19 protein-coding genes, 1 pseudogene and 1 riboswitch are annotated in these 20,886 nt (G+C 73.6%); of the genes and pseudogenes, 6 read left to right on the top strand and 14 right to left on the bottom strand.

All coding sequences use genetic code 11. The features are described from left to right. Nucleotides 1-58: 58 nt before the first annotated feature. The 6 genes from ABZ719_RS06950 to ABZ719_RS06925 all read right to left on the bottom strand — a co-directional run bounded on the left by ABZ719_RS06950 (nt 59) and on the right by ABZ719_RS06925 (nt 7,773). Complete coding sequence (locus ABZ719_RS06950; protein ID WP_366724174.1) at nt 59-892, bottom strand: SGNH/GDSL hydrolase family protein; 834 nt, start codon at nt 890-892, stop codon at nt 59-61. A gap of 261 nt (nt 893-1,153) precedes the next feature. After that, nucleotides 1,154-2,167 carry a hemolysin family protein gene (locus ABZ719_RS06945; protein WP_366724173.1) on the bottom strand — a complete coding sequence of 338 codons (1,014 nt, stop codon included), beginning with the start codon at nt 2,165-2,167 and terminating at the stop codon, nt 1,154-1,156. Continuing rightward, on the bottom strand, nt 2,164-3,549 hold the full coding sequence (locus ABZ719_RS06940; RefSeq protein ID WP_366724172.1) for a hemolysin family protein: 1,386 nt from the start codon (nt 3,547-3,549) through the stop codon (nt 2,164-2,166). Before ABZ719_RS06940 ends, ABZ719_RS06945 begins: the two co-directional genes overlap by 4 nt. 171 nt (nt 3,550-3,720) lie before the next feature. Further along, entirely contained in the window at nt 3,721-4,155 is a 435-nt protein-coding gene (locus tag ABZ719_RS06935) for a GNAT family N-acetyltransferase (RefSeq protein WP_366724171.1), read from the bottom strand. 148 nt (nt 4,156-4,303) lie between these two features. Continuing rightward, on the bottom strand, nt 4,304-6,877 hold the full coding sequence (locus tag ABZ719_RS06930) for an ABC transporter permease (RefSeq protein WP_366724170.1): 2,574 nt from the start codon (nt 6,875-6,877) through the stop codon (nt 4,304-4,306). A 5-nt stretch (nt 6,878-6,882) separates the two neighbouring features. Then, a complete protein-coding gene (locus ABZ719_RS06925; protein ID WP_366724169.1) occupies nt 6,883-7,773 on the bottom strand; it encodes an ABC transporter ATP-binding protein in 891 nt (296 codons plus the stop codon). Nucleotides 7,774-7,921: 148 nt separating this feature from the next. On the opposite strand from ABZ719_RS06925, the pseudogene ABZ719_RS06920 reads away from it, so the two are divergent. Further along, nucleotides 7,922-8,122: pseudogene (locus ABZ719_RS06920) on the top strand (toxin-antitoxin system HicB family antitoxin); the annotation flags it as partial. A 220-nt stretch (nt 8,123-8,342) separates the two neighbouring features. Further along, the gene (locus ABZ719_RS06915; protein WP_037856590.1) at nt 8,343-8,717 is read left to right on the top strand and encodes a hypothetical protein; all 375 of its coding nucleotides are present in this window, start codon (nt 8,343-8,345) and stop codon (nt 8,715-8,717) included. A gap of 8 nt (nt 8,718-8,725) precedes the next feature. Here the strand turns inward: ABZ719_RS06915 and ABZ719_RS06910 are convergent, their stop codons facing one another. The 4 genes from ABZ719_RS06910 to bioB form a co-directional block, all read right to left on the bottom strand. Beyond that, complete coding sequence (locus ABZ719_RS06910; RefSeq protein WP_366724168.1) at nt 8,726-9,505, bottom strand: class I SAM-dependent methyltransferase; 780 nt, start codon at nt 9,503-9,505, stop codon at nt 8,726-8,728. 122 nt (nt 9,506-9,627) lie between these two features. Next, on the bottom strand, nt 9,628-10,380 hold the full coding sequence (gene bioD, locus ABZ719_RS06905; protein ID WP_366724167.1) for a dethiobiotin synthase: 753 nt from the start codon (nt 10,378-10,380) through the stop codon (nt 9,628-9,630). 1 nt (nt 10,381) lies between these two features. Then, nucleotides 10,382-11,671: an adenosylmethionine--8-amino-7-oxononanoate transaminase gene (locus ABZ719_RS06900; protein WP_366724166.1), complete on the bottom strand. Its 1,290-nt coding sequence runs from the start codon at nt 11,669-11,671 to the stop codon at nt 10,382-10,384. After that, nucleotides 11,664-12,917 (bottom strand): biotin synthase BioB, encoded by a 1,254-nt coding sequence (gene bioB, locus ABZ719_RS06895; RefSeq protein WP_366724165.1) that lies wholly within the window; start codon nt 12,915-12,917, stop codon nt 11,664-11,666. The genes ABZ719_RS06900 and bioB overlap by 8 nt, the downstream gene beginning before the upstream one ends. 147 nt (nt 12,918-13,064) lie before the next feature. On the opposite strand from bioB, the gene ABZ719_RS06890 reads away from it, so the two are divergent. Next, nucleotides 13,065-14,213 (top strand): 8-amino-7-oxononanoate synthase, encoded by a 1,149-nt coding sequence (locus tag ABZ719_RS06890; RefSeq protein ID WP_366724164.1) that lies wholly within the window; start codon nt 13,065-13,067, stop codon nt 14,211-14,213. A gap of 73 nt (nt 14,214-14,286) precedes the next feature. Here the strand turns inward: ABZ719_RS06890 and ABZ719_RS06885 are convergent, their stop codons facing one another. Beyond that, nucleotides 14,287-14,517: a DUF397 domain-containing protein gene (locus ABZ719_RS06885; protein ID WP_366724163.1), complete on the bottom strand. Its 231-nt coding sequence runs from the start codon at nt 14,515-14,517 to the stop codon at nt 14,287-14,289. A 45-nt stretch (nt 14,518-14,562) separates the two neighbouring features. After that, nucleotides 14,563-15,423 (bottom strand): helix-turn-helix transcriptional regulator, encoded by an 861-nt coding sequence (locus ABZ719_RS06880; protein ID WP_366724162.1) that lies wholly within the window; start codon nt 15,421-15,423, stop codon nt 14,563-14,565. Nucleotides 15,424-15,642: 219 nt separating this feature from the next. On the opposite strand from ABZ719_RS06880, the gene ABZ719_RS06875 reads away from it, so the two are divergent. Then, complete coding sequence (locus tag ABZ719_RS06875) at nt 15,643-16,101, top strand: ATP-binding protein (protein ID WP_366724161.1); 459 nt, start codon at nt 15,643-15,645, stop codon at nt 16,099-16,101. Between the two features lie 246 nt (nt 16,102-16,347). Here the strand turns inward: ABZ719_RS06875 and ABZ719_RS06870 are convergent, their stop codons facing one another. Further along, entirely contained in the window at nt 16,348-16,821 is a 474-nt protein-coding gene (locus ABZ719_RS06870) for a C40 family peptidase (RefSeq protein ID WP_037856608.1), read from the bottom strand. Nucleotides 16,822-16,824: 3 nt separating this feature from the next. Next, a riboswitch (cyclic di-AMP (ydaO/yuaA leader) is annotated at nt 16,825-17,039 on the bottom strand. Nucleotides 17,040-17,454: 415 nt separating this feature from the next. On the opposite strand from ABZ719_RS06870, the gene ABZ719_RS06865 reads away from it, so the two are divergent. Beyond that, nucleotides 17,455-17,814, top strand: coding sequence for an ANTAR domain-containing protein (locus ABZ719_RS06865; protein WP_366724160.1), 360 nt, complete (start codon nt 17,455-17,457; stop codon nt 17,812-17,814). Nucleotides 17,815-18,224: 410 nt separating this feature from the next. Next, nucleotides 18,225-19,814 (top strand): alpha/beta hydrolase, encoded by a 1,590-nt coding sequence (locus ABZ719_RS06860; RefSeq protein ID WP_366724159.1) that lies wholly within the window; start codon nt 18,225-18,227, stop codon nt 19,812-19,814. 294 nt (nt 19,815-20,108) lie between these two features. On the opposite strand, the gene ABZ719_RS06855 is transcribed toward ABZ719_RS06860, so the two are convergent. Next, complete coding sequence (locus tag ABZ719_RS06855; protein ID WP_366724158.1) at nt 20,109-20,834, bottom strand: lysophospholipid acyltransferase family protein; 726 nt, start codon at nt 20,832-20,834, stop codon at nt 20,109-20,111. Nucleotides 20,835-20,886: the final 52 nt, after the last annotated feature.

The following is a 20,886-nucleotide window of genomic DNA, read 5'->3' as shown; positions in this document are numbered from 1 at the left end:
TGTACGGATTCTACTGGCGAATCGTGCAGGCCAGCGCCACCGGGGCCTTCGTCCGAACCTACGAGGGCCGGGAACCGGGGGAGCCCGGGCGCTGGGCGCCGGCCGTGTCCGGGCCGGGGTAGGGCAGCAGCTCGGGGCGCTTGGCGGGGCGCCCGTCACCGGAGGAGCGGCCGGTCAGCCGCCTGCCTATCCAGGGGAGCAGGTGCTCCCGGGCGAAACGGGCGTCCGCGGCCCGGCGGGTCAGCCAGGCGGGCGGCACGGTCGCCGGCGGCGGCGTGCGCCACTCGGGGTCCTCCGGCTCGTGGCCGAGCGCCTCCCACACCGCCTCCGCGACCCGGCGGTGGCCCTCGTCGGTCAGGTGCAGCCGGTCCACGCCCCACAGGCGCGGGTCGGCGAGCGACGGGGCCCCGTACAGGTCGACCACGACCGCGCCGTGCCGCTCGGCCAGCTCGTCGACGCAGGCGTACAGCTCCTCCATGCGGGGCCGGAACCGCTCCAGGACGGGGCCCTGACGGCCCGGGCTGCGCATCAGCACGAGCTGCCGGCACGACGGCGCCAGCCGCTCCACCGCCTGCGTCAGCAGCCCGCGCACCCGGCCCATGTCGCACTTGGGCCGCAGCGTGTCGTTCAGGCCGCCGACCAGGGTGACCACGTCGGCCCGCATGGCGGCCGCCGCCTCGACCTGCTCGTCGACGATCTGCCCGATGAGCTTGCCCCGCACGGCGAGGTTGGCGTACCGGAAGCCGGGGCTGCGCTCGGCCATCCGGGCCGCCAGCAGGTCGGCCCAGCCCCGGTAGGAGCCGTCGGGCAGCAGGTCCGACATGCCCTCGGTGAAGGAGTCGCCGACCGCGACCAGGCTGGAGTACGGGGGGTTCGTGGCGTTCGTCTGCATGGCGTGAGCGATGGTAACCCGCCGCCACATCCGCATACCAAGCGGTCGGTCCCACCGGCCGGGACCACGGTCCGGGCCCCGGGAGCACAGCCCGGGCCCATCTGCCGGGCCCGCCGCCCGGGCCGGCCACCTGGGTCCCGGCTCCTGGGCCACGTGCTGGGCCCCACCGCGCCCAACGGCCACGATCCTCGCAACTCCCACAGATCGCGGGTGTTGCGAGGACCGTTAGAACCCAGGGTCAGCACGGTGGGGCCCTTCGCCTCAGACGCGCTGCCCGAACAGTTCCCGCAGCACGTCCTCCATCGTCACCAGCCCCGCCAGCCGCCCGTCGGTGCCCAGCACCGCCGCGAGGTGCGTACGGCTGCCGCGCATCGCGGTCAGCACGTCGTCCAGCGGAGTGCTCTCCCGGACCCGGGCGATCGGGCGCATGTCACGCGGCCGGAACGGCTCGGTGCGCGGCGAGGCGTCCAGCGCGTCCTTCACATGCAGGTACCCGGTGATCCGGCGCTGCTCGTCGACCACGGGGAAGCGCGAGAAGCCGGACTCGGCCGACAGCCGCTCCAACTGCTCGGGGGTGACCCCGAGACGGGCGTAGACCACCTGCTCCAGCGGGAGCACGACGTCGCGCACCGGCCGGCTGCCCAGCTCCAGCGCGTCGTGGAGCCGTTCCTGCGCCCGGTCGTCGATGAGACCGGCCTCGCTGGCGTCCTTGACGATCTCGGCCAGTTCCGTGTCCGTGAAGGTGGCCGACACCTCGTTCTTGGCCTCCACCCGCAACAGCTTGAGCAGGGCGTTGGCGAACGTGTTCACCGTGAAGATCACCGGGCGCAGCGCGCGGGACAGCGCGACCAGCGGCGGGCCGAGCAGGAGCGCGCTGCGCACCGGCTCCGCGAGCGCCACGTTCTTGGGCACCATCTCGCCGAGCAGCATGTGCAGATAGGTCGCCAGCGCCAGCGCGATCACGAACGACACCGCGTGGCCCGCCCCGGACGGCACACCGACCGCGTGGAACACCGGCTCCAGCAGGTGCGCTATCGCGGGTTCGGCGACCACACCGAGGACCAGCGTGCACAGGGTGATGCCGAGCTGTGCCGCCGCGAGCAGCGCCGACACGTGCTCCAGGCCCCACAGCACGCTCCGGGCGCGCCGGTCGCCCTCCTCGGCGTACGGCTCGACCTGGCTGCGGCGCACCGAGATGAGCGCGAACTCGGCGCCCACGAAGAAGGCGTTGACGACCAGGGTCGCCAGACCGATCAGAATCTGTACGGCGGTCACCGGCCGGCCCTCTTCCCGTCGCTCAGGTGCTTGTCCGCGTGCCCGTCGCGCACCGCGGCGGCGTCGTGACGGCCGCTGTCGAGCGGGGCGTGCAGCAGCACTCGGGCCGCGCGGCGCCCGCTCGCGTCCACCACGTCCAGCCGCCAGCCCGCCACGTCCAGGACGTCGCCCGTCTCCGGTATCCGGCCCAGTTCCGCGGCGACCAGGCCCGCCAGGGTCTCGTAGGGCCCGTCGGGCACCCGCCAGCCCACGCGGGCCAGCTGGTCGACCCGGGCGGAGCCGTCGGCCGAGTACAGGGAGCGGCCCTCGTCGTCCGTCCCGGCCGGGGCGAGGTCGGGTGTCTCGTGCGGATCGTGCTCGTCGCGCACCTCGCCGACGACCTCCTCCACGATGTCCTCCAGGGTGGCCACCCCGGCCGTGCCGCCGTACTCGTCGATGACGACCGCCATCGTCCGCCTGCCGGACAGCCGGTCCAGGAGCCGGTCGACGGTCAGCGACTCGGGGACGAGCATCGGCTCGCGCATGATCTCGGAGACCCGCAGGTGGGTACGGCGCTCGGCGGGCACCGCCAGGACGTCCTTGACGTGGGCCGTGCCCACCACCGAGTCCAGGCTGCCGCGGTACACGGGGAAGCGGGACAGACCGGTCGCCCGGGTCGCGTTCGCCACGTCCTCGCAGGTGGCCTGGGCCTCCAGGGCGACGACCTGGACGCGCGGCGTCATCACGTTCTCCGCGGTGAGGTCGGCCAGGTTGAGCGTGCGGACGAACAGCTCGGCGGTGTCCGCCTCCAGGGCGCCCTGCTTGGCCGAGTGGCGGGCCAGCGCCGCCAGTTCCTGGGGCCCGCGCGCGGAGGCCAGCTCCTCGGCGGGCTCCACCCCGAGCCTGCGCACCACGCGGTTCGCCGTGTTGTTCAGGTGGGTGATGAACGGGCGGAACGCGCCGCTGAACCAGCGCTGCGGGGTCGCCACGTGCCGGGCCACGGCCAGCGGTGAGGAGATCGCCCAGTTCTTGGGCACCAGCTCACCCACCACCATCAGGAACACGGTGGACAGGGCGGTGCCCACGACCAGGGCCACGGAGGTCGCCACGGACCGCGAGACGCCCAGCGACTGGAGCGGACCCGCGAGGAGCTTGGCGATCGAGGGCTCGGCGAGCATGCCGACGACCAGGTTGGTGACGGTGATGCCGAGCTGCGCGCCGGACAGCTGGAACGTCAGGTTCCGTACGGCCTTGAGGGCACCGGCGGCGCCGCGCTCACCGCGCTCGGCCGCGCGCTCCAGGGCGCCGCGCTCGACGGTGGTGAGCGAGAACTCGGCCGCGACGAAGGCGCCGCAGGCCAGCGACAGCAGGACCGCCACGAGCAGGAGGAGCACTTCGGTCATCGGGTCACCCCCCTCCCATGGTCGGCCAGGACACGGGGGATCGCGCGGTGGTGCGTACGGCTACTGGGAGGCTCGCCCATGGACGGACGCTCACAACCTTTCATGGAGGACCGGGTGTCCCTCCATGGTAAAGGACGGGCAAAAACCCCCTCCCGGGTGCCGGGCTGCCGGTCAGTCAGTCCGGTCCGCGAGCGGCTTCACCCAGCGCCGCCAGTGCTCCTCCGGCGCGTAACCGGCCGCCCGCCAGGCGAGGTGCGCCCGCTCGTTGCGCGTGAGCACCATCGCGTCGCCGCGCCGCCCGCCGAGCCGCACGAAGCGTTCCTCGGCGGCGGCGAGCAGGGCCGAGCCGATGCCCTGGCGCCGGCGCCCGGGAAGCACCGCCAGCCGGTACAGGTGGCAGCGCCAGCCGTCGAAGCCCGCGATCACGGTGCCGACCAGTTCACCGGCGTCCTCCGCCAGCAGCAGCGCCTCCGGGTCGCGCGCGACCAGTCGCGCCACGCCGTCCCGGTCGTCACTGATGCTCGTGCCCTCCGCCGCCGTTCTCCAGAAGGCCAGCACGGTGTCGAGGTCGGCGGGGGCCGCGGCCCGGATACGCAGGTCGGTCATGGGGGTGATCCCACCACGCGGGCCCGGTCACCGGGCCCGAATTCCATCATGCGGACGTTCCATACCGCCGCCCGCCGCCCGCCGCCCGCCGCCCGTCGCCCGCCGCCCGACGTCCCTCCCCTCACGGCGCCTGCGGCCGCCGATCCCCTCACTCGTGCGCGATCGCCGCCAGCACGTTCATCCGGGACGCCCGCAGGGCCGGCAGCAGGGCCGCGACGATCCCCACCACGGCCGATCCGATCACGACCGCCACGATCGTGCTCCAGGGGATCGCCAGCGTCTTCATCCCCTGCAGGGCCAGCACCCGCTGGGTGCACAGCCCCCACACCAGTCCGAGCGCCAGCCCGAGGACCGCGCCGAACACCGCGATCACCACCGACTCCAGCCGGATCATGCGCCGCAGTTGCCGCCGCGCCAGCCCGATGGCCCGCAGCAGCCCGATCTCCCGCGTCCGCTCCACCACCGACAGCGCCAGCGTGTTCACCACTCCGAGCACGGCGATCACGATGGCCAGCCCGAGCAGCGCGTAGACCAGATAGAGCAGCACCGCGATCTGGTCGTGCACCAGCTTCTTGTAGTCGGCCTGGTCACGCACCTGCACGGTCGGATACGGGGTGAGGGCCCTCTCCAGCCGGGCGCGCAGCCGGGCGGGGCTCGTGCCCGGGGCCGCGTTCACGTACAGCGCGGCGTCCTGCGTGCCGGGGACGTAGCGGTCGAGGGTGCCGATGCCGAGATACAGGCCGCCCTGGAGACCGAACCCCTCCGCCGTGTCCTGGTCGGTCAGGGCGCCGACGGTCAGGTCGCCCCGGCGTCCGCCCTGGAACTCGGCGGGCACCGCGGTGCCCAGCCGCACGCCGTGCTCGCGCGCGAAGCCCACGTCCATGGCCAGGTGCCCGCCGGCCAGCGCCGTCGCGGTGTTCCCGGCCGCGTACGTCATGTGGGCGACGTCGTCCAGCTGACGGTCGTAGGCGGAGGCCACCGTCTCGACCCGCTTGCCGTCCGGCAGCCGCACCGCGATCGCCGCCAGCCGCTGCCGGACCACGAGACCCGCCCCGGAAGTGGCCCGGACGGTGTGTGTGACCTGCTGCGGGAACGGCATGAACGTACGGTTCTGCACGATGTAGTCGGCGCCGAGCGTGCGTTCGATCTGGTGGTCGATGGAACCGGTCATGGAGGCGCTGGCCACGGACATCCCGCCGACCAGGGCGAGGCCCACCATCAGGGCGGCGGCCGTGGCACCGGTCCGGCGCGGGTTGCGCAGGGCGTTGCGCTGGCTCATCCGGCCGACCGCGCCGAAGAGCGCGGGGAACCAGCCGCCCAGCACCCGGATCAGCGGACGCACCAGGAGCGGCCCCGCGATCACGGTCGCCACCAGCGTCAGGACGACACCGGACCCGAGGAGCGTGACGGCGGTCGCGGTCCGGCCGGCCGCGGCGCACCCCCCGAGCGCGACCGCACCCGCCGTGCCGAGCACTGCCCCGGCCACCGCGCGGACCTTCAGGGGGCGCCCCGCACCAGCGACCTCGGAGTCCGCGAGGGCCGCCATCGGGGAGACGGCCGCGGCGCGGCGGGCCGGGAGGCAGGCCGCCACGAACGTCACGCCGACCCCGATGACGTACGCGGCCAGGGGTGTCGTCCACCCGATCACCATCTCGGTCGTGCGCAGGTGCATGCCGAAGACGCCCAGAAGACGGATGAGGCCGGCCGCGAGACCGATGCCGGCCGCCACGCCCACCGTGGAGCCGGCCAGCCCGAGCAGCACCGCCTCGGTCAGCACCGACCGGCGCACCTGCCGCCGGTCGGCGCCCAGGACGCGCAGCAGACCCAGCTCGCGGGTGCGCTGGGCGATCAGCATCGCGAAGGTGTTGACGATCAGGAAGACACCGACGAGGACCGAGATCCCGGCGAAGCCGAGCATCACGAACTTGATGATCGCCAGGAAGGGGCCGAGGCTCGCCGCGGCCGACCTGGCGTGCTCGGCCGCCGTCTTCACGTCGTACGCCCCGCCGCCGCTGCCCAGCGCCGCCACGATCCGCTCTCGCAGCCGGGCGTCCGTGACGCCCGCCGCCGCGTCGACGGAGATGCTGGTCGCGCGGGCCGTCGAGCCGAGCAGCCGGGTCTGCGCGGTCGGCGTGTCGAGGTACAGCAGGGCCGCGCCCGGATTGGTGGTGGTGAAGGTGGCGATGCCCACCACCCGCACCCGGAAGGTGCCCGGCTGCGCCTGGACCGTCAGCACGTCGCCGGTCCGCACGTGCTGGTGCGCGGCCGTGTCCGCGTCCAGCAGGGCCTCGCCGGGGCCGTGCGGGGCGTGTCCCGAGGTCAGTCTCACCGGGCTGTGGTCGGTGACCTGCCAGTTGCGGGCGACGGTCGGGGCGCCGGTGGTCGGGCCGACCGGCCGGTTCCGGCTGTCGACGACGGCCACCGTGTCGACCGAGGCGTCCACGTGGGTGGCCGCGACGCCCGGCACGCGGGACAGCCGTCCGGCGAGCGAGGCGGGCAGGGTCTGCACGGCCCCTGTGTGCAGGGGCGATCTCAGCTCCTGCCGGGGCGCCACGGTGACATCGGCCGCGGTGGAGGCGAAGAGCCGGTCGAAGGTGCGGGAGACGGTGTCGGAGAAGATCGTGCTGCCCGCGACGAAGGCCACGGACAGCACGATGGCCAGGGCGGAGAGCAGCAGCCGCCCCTTGTGGGCGAGGAAACTGCGCAGCGTCGCCTTGAGCACGCCGGTCAGGCCTCCTCGACGGCGGTGCCGTCCCCGTCGCGCAGCAGCGGGCCGCCGGTCAGACCGGGGGCGGGCGTGCGCCGGTCGACCCCGGCGAACAGGCGCACGCGCTCCAGCACCGCCTCGGCGGTCGGTCGGGCCATCTCGTCGACGATCCGGCCGTCCGCGAGGTAGAGCACCAGGTCGGAGTGGGCGGCGGCGCCCGGGTCGTGGGTCACCATGACGACGGTCTGTCCGAGGCGGTCGACGGCGTTCCGCAGGAAGCCGAGCACCTCCAGGCCCGCCCGCGAGTCGAGGTTGCCGGTCGGCTCGTCCGCGAAGATCAGTTCCGGCCGGGAGGCGAGGGCCCGCGCGCAGGCAACCCGCTGCTGCTGGCCGCCGGAGAGCTGCGCGGGCCGGTGCCCGAGCCGGTCCCTCAGCCCCAGCGTGTCGACGACCTGGTCCAGCCACCGCGCATCGGGCCTGCGGCCCGCGATGTCCATCGGCAGGGTGATGTTCTCCAGGGCGTCGAGCGTGGGGATGAGGTTGAACGACTGGAAGACGAACCCGATCCGGTCCCGCCGCAGCCGGGTCAGCTCGCGGTCCTTCAGGGCGGTGATCTCGGTGTCGCCGATCCACACCCGCCCGGCCGACACGGTGTCCAGCCCCGCCAGGCAGTGCATCAGCGTGGACTTGCCGGAGCCGGAGGGACCCATGACCGCCGTGAAGCGGCCGCGGGCGATGTCCACGTCCACCGAGTCCAGGGCGAGGACGGCGGTCTCGCCCGCCCCGTACGCCTTGGTCAGCCCGCGGGCACGGGCCGCCGCGCCCGCGGCCGGCGCACGGCCCGGCGTGACGTCGGGTGGGGACACGGTGGCCTCCTCGGCGGCGGGTCGGACCGGAATGTCCTGACTCATTACTTTTCTCTCCCCGGTCGAGCGTAGTGTGACCGACCACCCGGCCGGTATCCCTCCAAGGGCCGAGCCGGTTCCGCGGGCGCCGCCGCCGTTCCTGTCCTCCTGTCCTCCCTTGCCGTTGCTAGCGGTCCGGCGCTAGCGTCGAGGCATGGCGAAGACCCAGCTGAACGTGCGGGTGGACGAGGGCACGGCCCGCGCCGCCCGCGAACGCGCCCTCGCCCGCGGCATGAGCGTCAACCGCTACATCGAGGAACTGGTCCGTCAGGACACGGGCGAGATCGGCCGCACCTTCGTGGAGGCCGCCGCCGACTTCATGAAGAGCTACGAGGCCATCTTCGCGCAGGAGTTCGACGGAGCGTCCGTACGCCGACCGGTGCCGGGCGCGGCCGAGGACCCCGCGGCCGGCGCGGACGAGGAACACCCGAAGGCGGCGGACGGGGGACACCCGACCGTCGGCGACGAGGACCGCGCCCTCGCCGTGGGCGAGGGTCCCGCGACCGTCGCCGGCGAGGAGCGCGCGAGCGTCGCGGACCGCGCCACGCACCACGGCGAAGGGCGTCGCTGAGCCCTTGAGCGACGTCCGCATCGACCTTGCCTGGCTGCTCATGCTCGCCGAGCGCATGACACCCGGAGACCCCCAGGTCACCGACTGGGGCGCCCTGGTGGCCGCGGTGGCGCGCCACCGCGCCGAGATCTTCGACGTGCCCGTCTACGACTCCCCGCAGGCGCGCGCCGCCGCACTGCTGCAACTCCTCGTCCACGTCCCCGCCCTGGAGCGCTCCAACGCGCTGTTCGCCTCCGCGGTGGCGTACGCGTACCTGGTCGCCAGCGGACTGAAGGTCTCCCCCTCGCCCGAACAGGTGCGTGATCTGGCGCGACTGGTCAAGCGGGGGGACGCCTCGGTGCACGAGATCGCCCGGGAACTGCGCCGGTGGAGCGCGTGACCGACTGATCAGGGGCCTGCGCCGGACCGGCCCCCTGCGCCCGGCTCGCCTGCCGCCCGGGAGCGGGGCCCTGGGCCGGGCCCGTCGCCCGGGTTCCGCCGTCCGTCCGCGGCCGGGCGCCAGGCCGTGCCCAGCGCGCAGTACGAACTCGGCAGGACCGGTCCCGTCTGCGGCAGCAGCACCCGGCGGTAGGGGCCCAGGACGAAACCGGCCGCCCGCAGCGCGGCCACCGGATCGCGGGACAGGTGGCAGCCGCCGCTCAACGGCGGCCACACCGTGCGGTCCAGGGCCCGCTGAGCGAGGCCCATCACCCGGCCGCCGCCCACCCCGTGCTCGAAGAACCGCACCTCGCCGCCCGGCCGCAGCACCCGCCGTGCCTCGGCCAGGGCCCGGGACACGTCGTGCACGCTGCACAGCACCAGCGAGAACACCACCGCGTCGAATGCCTCGCTCTTGACCGGCAGCGCCTCGGCGCACCCCGGCACCACGTCGACCGGCACGTCGGCGCGCAGGGCAGCCGCCACGGCCTTGTGCCGCAGCAGGCGCTCCGGCTCGATCGCGACGACCTCCGCGACCCCGCCGGGGTAGTGGGCGAAGTTCAGCCCGTTGCCCGCCCCGATCTCGATCACCCGTCCCGTGAGACCGGCCAGCAGCCGCTCGCGCAGCCCAGCCATGCCCAGCCGGGTCTCCGCGGCCACGCTGAAGCGGGCGTAGCAGCGGGCGAACAGCGGATGACGGACGGGATCGCGCCCGGCCCTGCCGGAGCCCGCGGTGGAGCAAGGCGGCATGGCGACCTCCCGGTCCTTAGCGGTGCCTGGGGTGAGTGTCCCCCGCCCGGCCGCCCGGCACGCGCGGGAACGCCCCGCGCCGGGAGCACGGCCGCTGCCACGCGCGGGAGCGCGAGGAGCTGTCAGTGCGCGGGAGTACGCCCGGCCTGACCGAACGGCGCGGGTGCCTCGCGCACCGTGAAGGCCGCCGCGTCCCAGCTGCCGTCGAGGCGCGGCGCGAGCCACTGCCCGGCGTCCCGGCGGAAGGCGGCCGGCGCCAGCGCCCCCGCACCCTCGGGCAGCGCGCCGAGCAGGGGGGCGCCGGCCACCAGCGGGAGGTCGGCGACGTTGCACCGGCAGGCGAGGTCGGGGCGGGCGGGCCAGCTGCCGATCACCACACCGAGCAGGGCCAGCTCGCGCTCGCGCAGCGCACGGGCGGTCAGCTCGGTCGTGTTCAGCGTGCCGAGCCCGGCGGAGGCGACCACGAGCACCGGGGCCCGCAGCAGCTTCGCGGCGTCCGCGAGGGTCCCGCCCGCCGCGTCGAACCGCACCAGGAGGCCGCCGGCGCCCTCCACCAGCACCAGGTCGTGCTCGGTCGCCAGCTTGGCGGCGGCCTCGGCCACCTCCTCCGGCCGCACCGGCGCCCGTCCGGCGCGCAGCGCGGCCGTGCCCGGAGCCAACGGCTCGGGGTAGCGGGCGACCTCACGCGCCGTCACCGGACCCGCGAGCCGCGCGACCTCGTCGGCGTCCCCGCGCTCGTCCGGGCCCACACCCGTCTGCGCGGCCTTCAGCACGGCCACCGACCGGCCGGCCGCGAGAGCCGCCGCGGCGACGGCGGCCGTCGCGACGGTCTTGCCGACCTCCGTGCCCGTCCCCGTGATCACCAGTACCGGCATCTCATCCCTCCCGCGCCGCCGCGCACACCGCGCGGGCGATCCGTGCCAGGTCCGCGTCGTCCGTGACGTACGGCGGCATCGTGTACACCAGGTCCCGGAACGGCCGCAGCCACACGCCCTCGCGCACGGCGGCCCGGGTCGCCGCCGCCATGTCCACCGGACGGTCGAGCTGGACGACTCCGATGGCGCCCAGCACGCGTACGTCCCGCACGCCCGGCAGCCGCGCCGCCGGAGCCAGTCCCTCCCGCAGGCCCGCCTCGATCCGTTTGACCTCGCCGAGCCAGTCCTGCCCCAGCAGCAGTCCGATCGAGGCGCACGCCACGGCGGCGGCCAGCGGATTGCCCATGAACGTCGGGCCGTGCGCCAGCACCGGCACCTCGCCGCGCGAGATCCCGTCGGCCACCCGCGCCGTGCACAGCGTCGCGGCCATGGTCAGGTAGCCACCGGTGAGCGCCTTGCCCACGCACATCACGTCGGGGGTCACCGCCGCGTGGTCGGCCGCGAACAGCGCGCCGGTGCGGCCGAACCCGGTCGCGATCTCGTCGAACACCAGCAGCACCCCGTGCGCGTCACACGCCTCGCGCAGCACCCGCAGGTAGGCGGGGGAGTGGAACCGCATCCCGCCCGCGCCCTGCACCACCGGTTCGACGATCACGGCGGCCAGTTCGCCCGCGTGGCGTTCGATCAGCTCATGCAGGTGCGCCGCGTACGTCTCGTCGTACCCGGCCGGCGGCGCGTCCGCGAACACCTGGCGCGGCAGCACGCCCGACCACAGCTCGTGCATCCCGCCCTCGGGGTCGCACACGGACATCGGCTGCCAGGTGTCCCCGTGGTAGCCGCCCCGCCAGGTCAGCAGCCGCCGCTTCTGCGGGCGGCCGAGCGAGCGCCAGTACTGCAGGCACATCTTCACCGCGACCTCGACCGAGACCGAGCCGGAGTCGGCCAGGAAGACGTGCTCCAGACCGTCGGGAGACATGTCGACAAGGAGCTTCGCGAGCCGGACGGCGGGCTCGTGGGTGAGCCCGCCGAACATCACATGGCTCATCCGCGCCAACTGCGCGCGGGCGGCCTCGTCGAGCACCGGGTGGCGGTAGCCGTGGATCGCCGCCCACCACGACGACATCCCGTCCACCAGCTCGCCCGCGCCCTCGGCGAGTCTCAGCCGCACCCCGCTCGCCGACTCCACGACCAGCGGTTCCTGACGGCCCGGCATCGGGCCGTAGGGGTGCCACACGTGCCGCCGGTCGAGGTCCAGCAACTCCGGCACCCGCCGGCCGGACGGGTCAGGCATTGGGCGCGAGGTCCGTTCCCGCACCGCGGTGGCGCAGCGCGACCAGGTCGGTGCGGGGCTCGGCCGGGCTCGCGGGGCCGGCCGGGGCCGTCGCCGCACCGCAGACACCACCGTCCGCGTGCGAGGCGCACCCGCCGCTCCCGTGCGAGGCGCACCCGCCGTCCCCGTGCGATCCGCACCCGCCGTCCTGCGGGGCGCCGGCGTCCGCGCCCGCGTGCGAGCCGCAGCCGGCCCCGGCCCGCGCGCGGTGTTCCGGCAGCGTCACCTGGTCGGTGCCCTCCACCTCGAAGCCCGCGTCCGCGATCATGTCCAGGTCGTCCTTGCCGGCCTGGCCCTCGGTGGTCAGGTAGTCGCCGAGGAAGATCGAGTTGGCCAGGTGCAGGGCGAGCGGCTGCATCGTCCGCAGATGGACCTCGCGGCCACCGGCGATGCGCACCTCGATGTCCGGGCACACGAACCGCACCATCGCGAGGATCCGCAGGCACCGCTGCGGGGTGAGGTTCCACTCCGCGGCCAGCGGGGTCCCCTCGACCGGGATGAGGAAGTTGACCGGCACCGAGTCCGGGTCCAGCGCGCGCAGCGAGTAGACGACGTCGACCAGGTCCTCGTCGCTCTCGCCCATGCCGGCGATGAGTCCCGAACACGCGGACAGCCCCGCCGCGTGCGCCTTGTTCACCGTGTCCACCCGGTCGGCGTAGGTGTGGGTGGTCGTGATGTCGCCGTACGTCGACTCGGAGGTGTTGAGGTTGTGGTTGTACGCGTCGGCACCCGCCGCGCGCAGCCGCTCGGCCTGGCCCTCGGAGAGCAGTCCGAGACAGGCGCACACCTCGACGCCCTCGTTCTGGTCCTTGATCGCCCTGATGGTCTCCGAGACCCGGTCCACGTCCCGGTCGGTCGGCCCGCGCCCGCTGGCCACCAGGCAGACCCGCTTGGCACCGCCCGCCAGGCCCGCCGCCGCGGCCCGGGAGGCGTCGTCGGGCTTGAGCCAGGTGTACTTGAGGATGTCCGCCTTGGAGCCGAGCCGCTGCGAGCAGTACGAGCAGTCCTCGGGGCACAGGCCGGACTTGAGGTTGACGAGGTAGTTGAGTTTCACCCGCCGGCCGAACCAGCGGCGGCGCACCTTCCCGGCCGCGGCCACCACATCGAGCAGGTCGTCGTCGGAGGTGGCCAGGACGGCCAGAGCTTCCTCACGGGTCGGCAGTTCGCGCCGAAGCCCCTTGTCCACCAGCGTGTTCAGCAGGTCCATGAGAGCCGATCCTGTCCTACGGGGCCGTCCGGGGCCAAGGAGAGTTTGCACAACAGAGACGGTTCGACGTGTGGGTATTGCCACACCATGCGGGGCGTTTCCTGCGGCTAGTGTCTGTCCACTGCCTACAAAAGTCCCGGAGGAGCCATGGCGTTCGGCTGGATCGACGAGCAGGCGGACACCCGCCGCCGCGCCGGGCTCGTACGGACGCTGCGGCCCCGCCCGGCCGGCTCGCCCCTGCTGGACCTGGCGAGCAACGACTACCTGGGCCTGGCCCGCCACCGGGAGGTCACCGAGGCCGCGGCGGAGGCGGCCCGCACCTGGGGCGGCGGCGCCACCGGCTCCCGCCTGGTCACCGGCACCACCGCGCTCCACCGCGAACTGGAGGGGGAACTGGCGGAGTTCTGCGGTGCCGAGGCGGCCCTGGTCTTCTCCTCCGGGTACGCGGCCAACCTCGCCGCGGTCACCGCGCTCGCCCCGCACGGTTCGCTCATCGTCTCCGACGCGGGCAACCACGCCTCGCTCATCGACGGCTGCCGGCTGGCCCGCGCCAGCACGCAGGTCGTCGCCCACGCGGACCCGGACGCCGTGCGCAAGGCGCTCGGCACGCACGCGGGTGAGGCCGTCCTCGTCTGCGACACGGTGTTCTCCGTCGACGGCGACGCCGCCCCCCTCGGCCGCCTCGCCGAGGTCTGCCGGGAGCAGGGCGCCGGCATGGTCGTCGACGACGCGCACGGTCTCGGCGTCCTCGGCGCCGGCGGCCGGGGAGCCCCCCACGCGGCGGGACTCGCGGGCGCGGACGACGTGGTCGTCACCGTCACGCTGTCGAAGTCCCTGGGCAGCCAGGGCGGAGCGGTGCTCGGACCGGCCCGGGTGATCGACCATCTGGTCAACACGGCCCGGACGTTCATCTTCGACACCGGACTCGCCCCCGCGGCGGCGGGCGCGGCCCTGGCCGCACTGCGCCTGCTGCGCCGTGAACCGGAGCGCGCGGCGCGGGCGCGGGCGGTGGCGGCCGGACTGCACGCGCGCCTGACCGCCGCGGGACTGCGGGCGGTGCGCCCGGACGCTGCGGTGGTCTCCGTGCGCGCGCCCTCTGCGGGGGACGCCGTGCGGTGGGCGGCCGACTGCCGCGCGGCGGGCCTGGCCGTGGGCTGCTTCCGTCCTCCTTCCGTGCCCGACGGCGTGTCACGGCTCAGGCTGACCGCCCGCGCGGACCTGTCCGCTGCACAGATCGAACGTGCTGTACGAGTGATCGGGGAGACCCGGCCACGAGAGGGCGGGACGCGACCGTGAGCCGGGGGGACACGGCCGTGCGCCGCGGGTGACGGCGGGGGCCGGGAAACGCCCGACGGTGTCGCGACGAACCTCAGAGGTGGCGCACCGCGGCCGTGAACTCCGCCCAGCTCCCCGGGGAGAAGAGCAGTGCGGGCCCGGCCGGGTCCTTGGAGTCGCGCACGGCGAGCAGTCCGGGGTACGGCGGCGCGGCCGGCCGGGCTGTCTCGACGCAGTTGTTCGCTCCCGTGCTGTAGCTGCTGCGAAGCCACCGCACGCCGGGCAGACCGGTCGCGGAAGGTACGTGACGAGGCAGAGCGGACATGGTGCCTCCTTGACGTCCGACAAGGCGTGACCCGTTCGCGCGCCGTCACCTGCCCTGGTGCATCCCGGCGATGAAGGCCGACGAGTCCTCGATCGACAGTGCGTGGAACCGAAGGGTGTCGAAGGCCTCGGTGTAGGCCTCCACATCTTCTTTCCGCTCCAGATGGAGGCTACTCGTCAAGTGGTCAAGAACGACCACATCCAGATCAGAAGTGTTCTTAAATGAGAAGATGACGAAAGGGCACGTGAGGCCGATATGCGCCCCCGCGGTGAACGGCAGGACGCGCAGGGTCACTTGGGGCAGCCGCGCCGCCTCCGACAGCCGCTCGAGCTGCCGCGCCATGATCTCGGGGCCGCCGACCTCCCGGCGCAGCACCGCCTCGTCCAGCACCGCCTCGAGTGTCAGCGGCGGGTCGCCCCGCAGCACGGCCTGACGGGCCAGCCGCACCTCCACCAGCGCGTCCAGCCGGTCCTCGTCGAGCCCGTCCACGGCGGCCCGGGTCACCGCGCGGGCGTACTCCGGTGTCTGCAGCAGCCCCGGGACGACCGTCGTCTCCAGCGTGCGCATCGCGCTCGCCTGCGACTCCAGACTGATGAAGTCCCGGTACGTCGGCGGCAGGACCCCGCGGTAGGCGTGCCACCAGTGGTGCCTGCCGTCACCGTCGTCGGAGCCGGCCAGCATCATCAGCAGGTCCCGCAGCTGGGCGTCGCGGACCGCGTACGCGTCCAGCAGGGAGCGCACGTCGGACGGTTTCACGCCGCTGGCGCCCGTCTCGATCCGGCTCACCTTCGACTGGTGCCAGCCCACGAGCCGGGCCGCCTCGCCACTGGTGAGACCCGCATCGCTGCGCAGCGCGCGCAGTTCGGCGCCGAGCTTGCGGCGGCGCACCGCGGGACCGTGCTGCATGGAACCGGCTCCTCACTTCTTCCCGAACGGGCGTCACCCACGGCCTCCCGCCGCAGAGTTCACCGCTTCGAGGGACAGATATATGCACATCTTGGCGGATCGCCACCCGTGACCCGCCCGGCGGTGGCACTCTGACGGCGAAGCACCAGTCCGGGACCGTACTCGAAACCATCCGCTCCGTGTCCGACCGCGGTCCCGCGGGAAAGGGACGACGTCGCCATGGCAGACCACCTGGAAGCATCCGTCACCCTGCCGAGCGATCCCGCCTCGGTGGCGGCCGCCCGTACCTACGCGGTCGGCGCGCTGGCGGAGTGGGGTCTGCCGTCGGACACGGACACCGCCGACACCGTGCGGCTCATCGTCTCGGAACTGGCCACCAACGCGGTACAGCACACCCTCGGCCAGTCGCCCACCTTCAGGGTGGACCTGGTCCTCGACCGCGACGAACAGCTGCGCATCGGGGTCACCGACAGCCACCCCCGGTTCCCCAGACGCCTGCCGGCCGCCGTCCAGCAGGACAACGGCCGGGGCATGGTGATCATCCGTTGGCTCACCGCCGAGTGCGGCGGCAGGGTGACCGTGCGTCCCACCCGCGAGGGCGGCAAGACGGTCAGCGTGGACCTGCCGTGGCCGGTGCACACCCACCCGGTCACGGCACCGGGCGTGCGGCAGCCCTAAGAGCTGCGAAGGACCTGGGTCCCGCCGTCACCCGCGCGGCACGGCAGCCGCCGCGGTGTACTCAGCCGTCAGCCGTCAGCCGTCAGCCGTCAGCCGTCAGCCGTCAGCCGTCAGCCGTCAGCCGTCAGCCGTCAGCCGTCAGCCGTCAGCCGGCCGCGTCGTTTTCGCGCCCGTGGCCCGTCGGGCGTGTGCGCCGCCCGGGGGTGCCGGCGGTCTTCCGCGGCGCCGCCGGCACCCCCGGGCGGGTCAGCTGACCCGGCCGTACCAGACGCTCCTGGTCCAGATCTTCTCCAGCTTCACCACGTCCCCGGTCTTCGGCGCGTGCCAGATCTTGCCCGAGCCGGCGTAGATGCCGACGTGGTAGACGTACGAGCCCGAGTGGAAGAACACCAGGTCCCCGGCCCGGCGGCTCTTCGAGGAGATGTGCCGCGACTTGTTGTACTGCTGCGCGGCCGTGCGGGGCAGCTTCTTGCCCGCCCTCTTGAAGGAGTACAGCGTGAGCCCGGAGCAGTCGAACCTGCGGGGTCCCGTGGCCCCCCACTGGTAGGGGGAGCCCTTCTTGGACGCCGCGATCTGCAGCGCCTTCGTCGCCATGGTCGCGGCCGAGGCGTCGGAGGCGACGCCGGGCACCACGATCGAGCCGCCGACGGCGGCGAGGGTCAGGGCCGAGGCCGTGCCGGCCCGGGCCATGAGCGACGGGACACGATTGAGCGCAGTCATGCGCAACCCTTCGTCAGCCGCCTGTGAAGGATGACCTGTCGGATTCGGGCTGGCGAAGTAGCCCGGCCGCGCGGCGCGCGGCTTCACCCCAAGGGCAGCTCGATCCGGCCATGGCGTGACCGTTCCGGCGACCCGTCGTGCTTGGGTCCTCCACTCCTGCCGATCCACTCCTGTCGACCGGTCATCCGGGCGGCGGCAGGACTCGGCGTCCGCCCGGACCGCCCCGCCGTTGTGGCGGGGGCTTGTCGTCAGACAGGGATCTTCACCTATGGATGTCCGAAAATCCCAACGGAACCGGAGGTTTGTGTTGTTACTCACCGCTCGCCCGTTCGGGTGGACACCTCTGCGCTCGAACGGCTGTCCCCACCTCCGGCGAGCCCCGGACCAGCAGCGGAAGAAACCGTTCCGCCATCCGGGCAGACGCGCCGCGCAACCCGAACGGCCCCGGAAAAAGGACGTTTTCCTACGCCGAAAGGCGGTACGTCATTTGGGCCGTTTCGGCTCCGCCGGCGCAGCGGCGGGGCCGGCCCGCGGCGCCGGGGAGCCCGTGCCGCCCGTTCCGGTCGTGCGCGTGGCCCTCATGGAGCAAGCTGGAGTCGGAACTGTGGCCGCTCGACGACCCAGGGGATCTCCATGGCGTTCTTCGCGATGTCCAGGCGGCATCCGCTCCAGCCGCTGTCCGTCACCGACCTGGTGGCGGAGCACGAGCGGCTGCACGAGGAGAACGAGCAGTTGCAGCGTGCCCTGACCTCGCACGCCGTCATCGACCAGGCCATCGGGGCCCTGGTGGCCGTCGGACGCGTCCCTCCGGAGAGCGCCTGGCGGGTCCTGCGCGAGGTCTCGCAGCGTACGAACACGAAAGTGCGTACGGTCGCCGAGCACATCCTGAAGTTCGCCCAGGGCGGCGCCCTGTCCGGCGCCGAACTGGAGGAGCTGAGACGGGCGCTCGACCGGCACGCCGCGCGCGGGCCGGCGCGCCACTGCGCGCCCTGAACGCCACCGGAAGCACCCCTGCCACCCCGGCCCGGCCTCCCGGCCAACCCGCCCTCCCTGTCCTCCGTGCCGTCCACCCCGCCTTCCTGTCCTCCGTGCCGCCGGCCCGGGGACCGGCCGGTCCCCGGCCACCCCTCTCGTCGGCCGGCACCGGACGGCGCGGCCCCGCCCCTGGCGGCACCAGGGCCGCCCCCGGACTCCGCGACGCAGCCCGGGCGGTACCGCCCCCACGGCCCCGATCGCCCGGCCCCGGCCGGGCCCCCCTCCCGTCTCCGCTGAGCGGAACACCATACGCCGGTTATCGGATTGGCAAAGAAGGTCAACGACCCCTGTTCTCAGGCGCCTCACAGCCGGAAGGATCCCCCGTACCCAATTCGCAACGATGTACGGGGAGGTCCCACTTGAGGGCTATGAGACCGAAGAACCGCGCTGTGGTGTTCGGTTCGGCCGGCGCGCTGGTCACGGCGACCCTGATAGCCGGTGCCGTGGCGGCCCCCGCGGCCAGTGCGGACAGCCGTCACGGCCAGGACCGGGAGGCCCGCGGCGCGGCCGTCGCCGCGGACCGCGCCGCCAGGGCCGGCATCGACTGGCAGGACTGCCCCGCCGACTGGGGGCTCGCCAAGCCGATCCAGTGCGGCTACGTCTCGGTTCCGCTCGACTACGCCCACCCGTACGGCAAGCAGATCAAGCTCGCCGTCGACCGGATCGGCAACACCGGCACCAAGGGCGAGCGCCAGGGCGCCCTCGTCTACAACCCGGGTGGTCCGGGCGGCTCCGGCCTGCGCTTCCCGGCCCGGGTCACCTCCAAGAACCCCGTCTGGGCCAACGTGGCGAAGGCCTACGACTTCGTCGGCTTCGACCCGCGCGGCGTCGGCCACTCCACGCCCATCTCCTGCGCGGACCCGCAGGAGTACGTCAAGGCGCCCAAGCCGGACCCGGTGCCCGACTCCGAGGCCGACAAGCTGGCCCAGCGCAAGCTGGCGCGTGAGTACGCGGAAGGCTGCTACGAGCGCACCGGCCGCGCGATGCTCGAGCAGATGACCACCCCGAACACCGCCCGCGACCTGGACGTCATCCGCGCCGCGCTCGGCGAGAAGAAGATCAACTACCTGGGTGTCTCCTACGGGACCTACCTCGGCGCCGTCTACGGCACGCTGTTCCCCGGCCACGTGCGCCGGATGCTCGTCGACAGCGTCGTCAACCCGGCCCGGGAGAACATCTGGTACGAGGCCAACCTCAACCAGGACATCGCCTTCGAGGGCCGCTGGAAGGACTGGCAGGACTGGGTCGCCAAGAACGACGCCAGCTTCCACCTGGGCACCACCCGGGACGCCGTCCAGGCCAAGTGGCTCCAGCTGCGCGCCACCGCGAAGAAGAACCCGATCGGCGGGGTCGTCGGCCCGGCCGAACTGCTCGGCTTCTTCCAGACCCCCCCGTACTACGACTCCTCCTGGGTGCCGGTGGCCACGGCGTTCAGCAAGTACTTCGCCGGTGACCCCCAGCCGCTGATCGACGCCGCCGCCCCCGACATGTCCGACACCGCGGGCAACATCGCCACGGAGAACGGCAACGCGGTGTACACCGCCGTCGAGTGCGCCGACGCCAAGTGGCCCACGAGCTGGCACAAGTGGGACCGGGACAACACCCGGCTCAACGCGAAGTACCCGTTCCTGACCTGGTCCAACGCCTGGATGAACCTGCCGTGCGCCACCTGGCCGGTCAAGCAGCGGACCCCGCTGGAGGTCAAGACCGGCAAGGGGCTGCCGCCGGTCCTGATCGTGCAGTCCACGCGTGACGCCGCCACCCCGTACCCGGGCGCCGTCGAGCTGCACCAGCGCTTCAAGGGTTCGCGTCTGATCACCGAGAAGGACGCGGGCTCCCACGGGGTGACCGGCCTGGTCAACCCGTGCATCAACAGCCGCGTGGACGCCTACCTGCTCACCGGCGAGGTGGACGGGGCGGACGTGACCTGCGGTCCGCACGCCACGCCGAAGCCCTAGCGGTCCGGCAGGCGCGGTGAGGGGCGGCCGGATCTCCCGGCCGCCCTTTCGCCGTGCCGCAGCCGCCGGCGGTAGCTTCACCGTGCGGCAGCCGCAGACGGTCCCTTCGCCGTGCGGCAGCCGACGGTCGTCCTTTTGCGTGCGGCGCCGCTGGCCGTCCTTCGCCGTGCCGCAGCCCGCGGCTGTCCTTGGGCCGTGCGGCGGCCGCCGGTCGTCCCGTGGCCGTGCCGCAGCCGCCGGTCGTCCCCTCGCCGTGCCGCAGCCGCAGGCCGTCCTTTCGCCGTCCGCCGCCGGTCAGGTCAGCGGCGCCCGCGGGAACCTGCGGTCCCGGCCGGCCTGTGCCGCGCTCTGCTCGGCCTTGGCGTCGGCCGCGTACCGGTCGACGTACTCCTGCCCGGACAGCGACAGGATGGCGTACATGATCTCGTCGGTGACGGCGCGCAGGACCGCCTTCTCGCCCTCCATGCCGGCGTAGCGGGAGAAGTCGAGCGGCTCGCCGAAGCGGATGACGACGGGGTGGATCCGCGGGACGGCCCGGCCCGGCGGCTGGGCCTCGAACGTGCCGATCATCGCGCACGGAACCACCGGCACCCCCGCATCGAGCGCCATCACCGCGACGCCCACCTTGCCCTTGTACAGGCGGCCGTCGTGCGACCGGGTGCCCTCCGGGTAGATGCCGAGGAGTTCGCCCCTGCGGAGCACCCCGAGGCCCTCCCGGATGGCGGCCCGGCCCGCTTCCTTGCCCGACCGGTCGACCGGGATCTGCCCGGCGCTGCGGAAGAAGGCGGCGGTGAGCCGTCCCTTGAGACCGGGGCCGGTGAAGTACTCGGCCTTGGCCAGGAAGGTGATGCGCCGCCGGAGCACCGCGGGCATCAGGAAGTGGTCCGAGAACGACAGGTGATTGCCCGCGACGATGGCGGGACCGGACCGGGGCACGTGCTCCAGTCCTTCGATGCGCGGCCGGAAGAACAGCCTCAGCAGCGGGCCCAGCAGCACGTGTTTCAGCAGGTGATAGAACACGACTCGCCCCTCACTCCGGTGTCTTGTACAGCCATGCCCCCTCCGTTTCCCG

The sequence above is a fragment of the Streptomyces sp. NPDC006743 genome, from assembly GCF_040703815.1.
In the GTDB taxonomy this organism is placed as follows: domain Bacteria; phylum Actinomycetota; class Actinomycetes; order Streptomycetales; family Streptomycetaceae; genus Streptomyces.
This window is presented reverse-complemented; position numbering and strand designations above follow the sequence as displayed.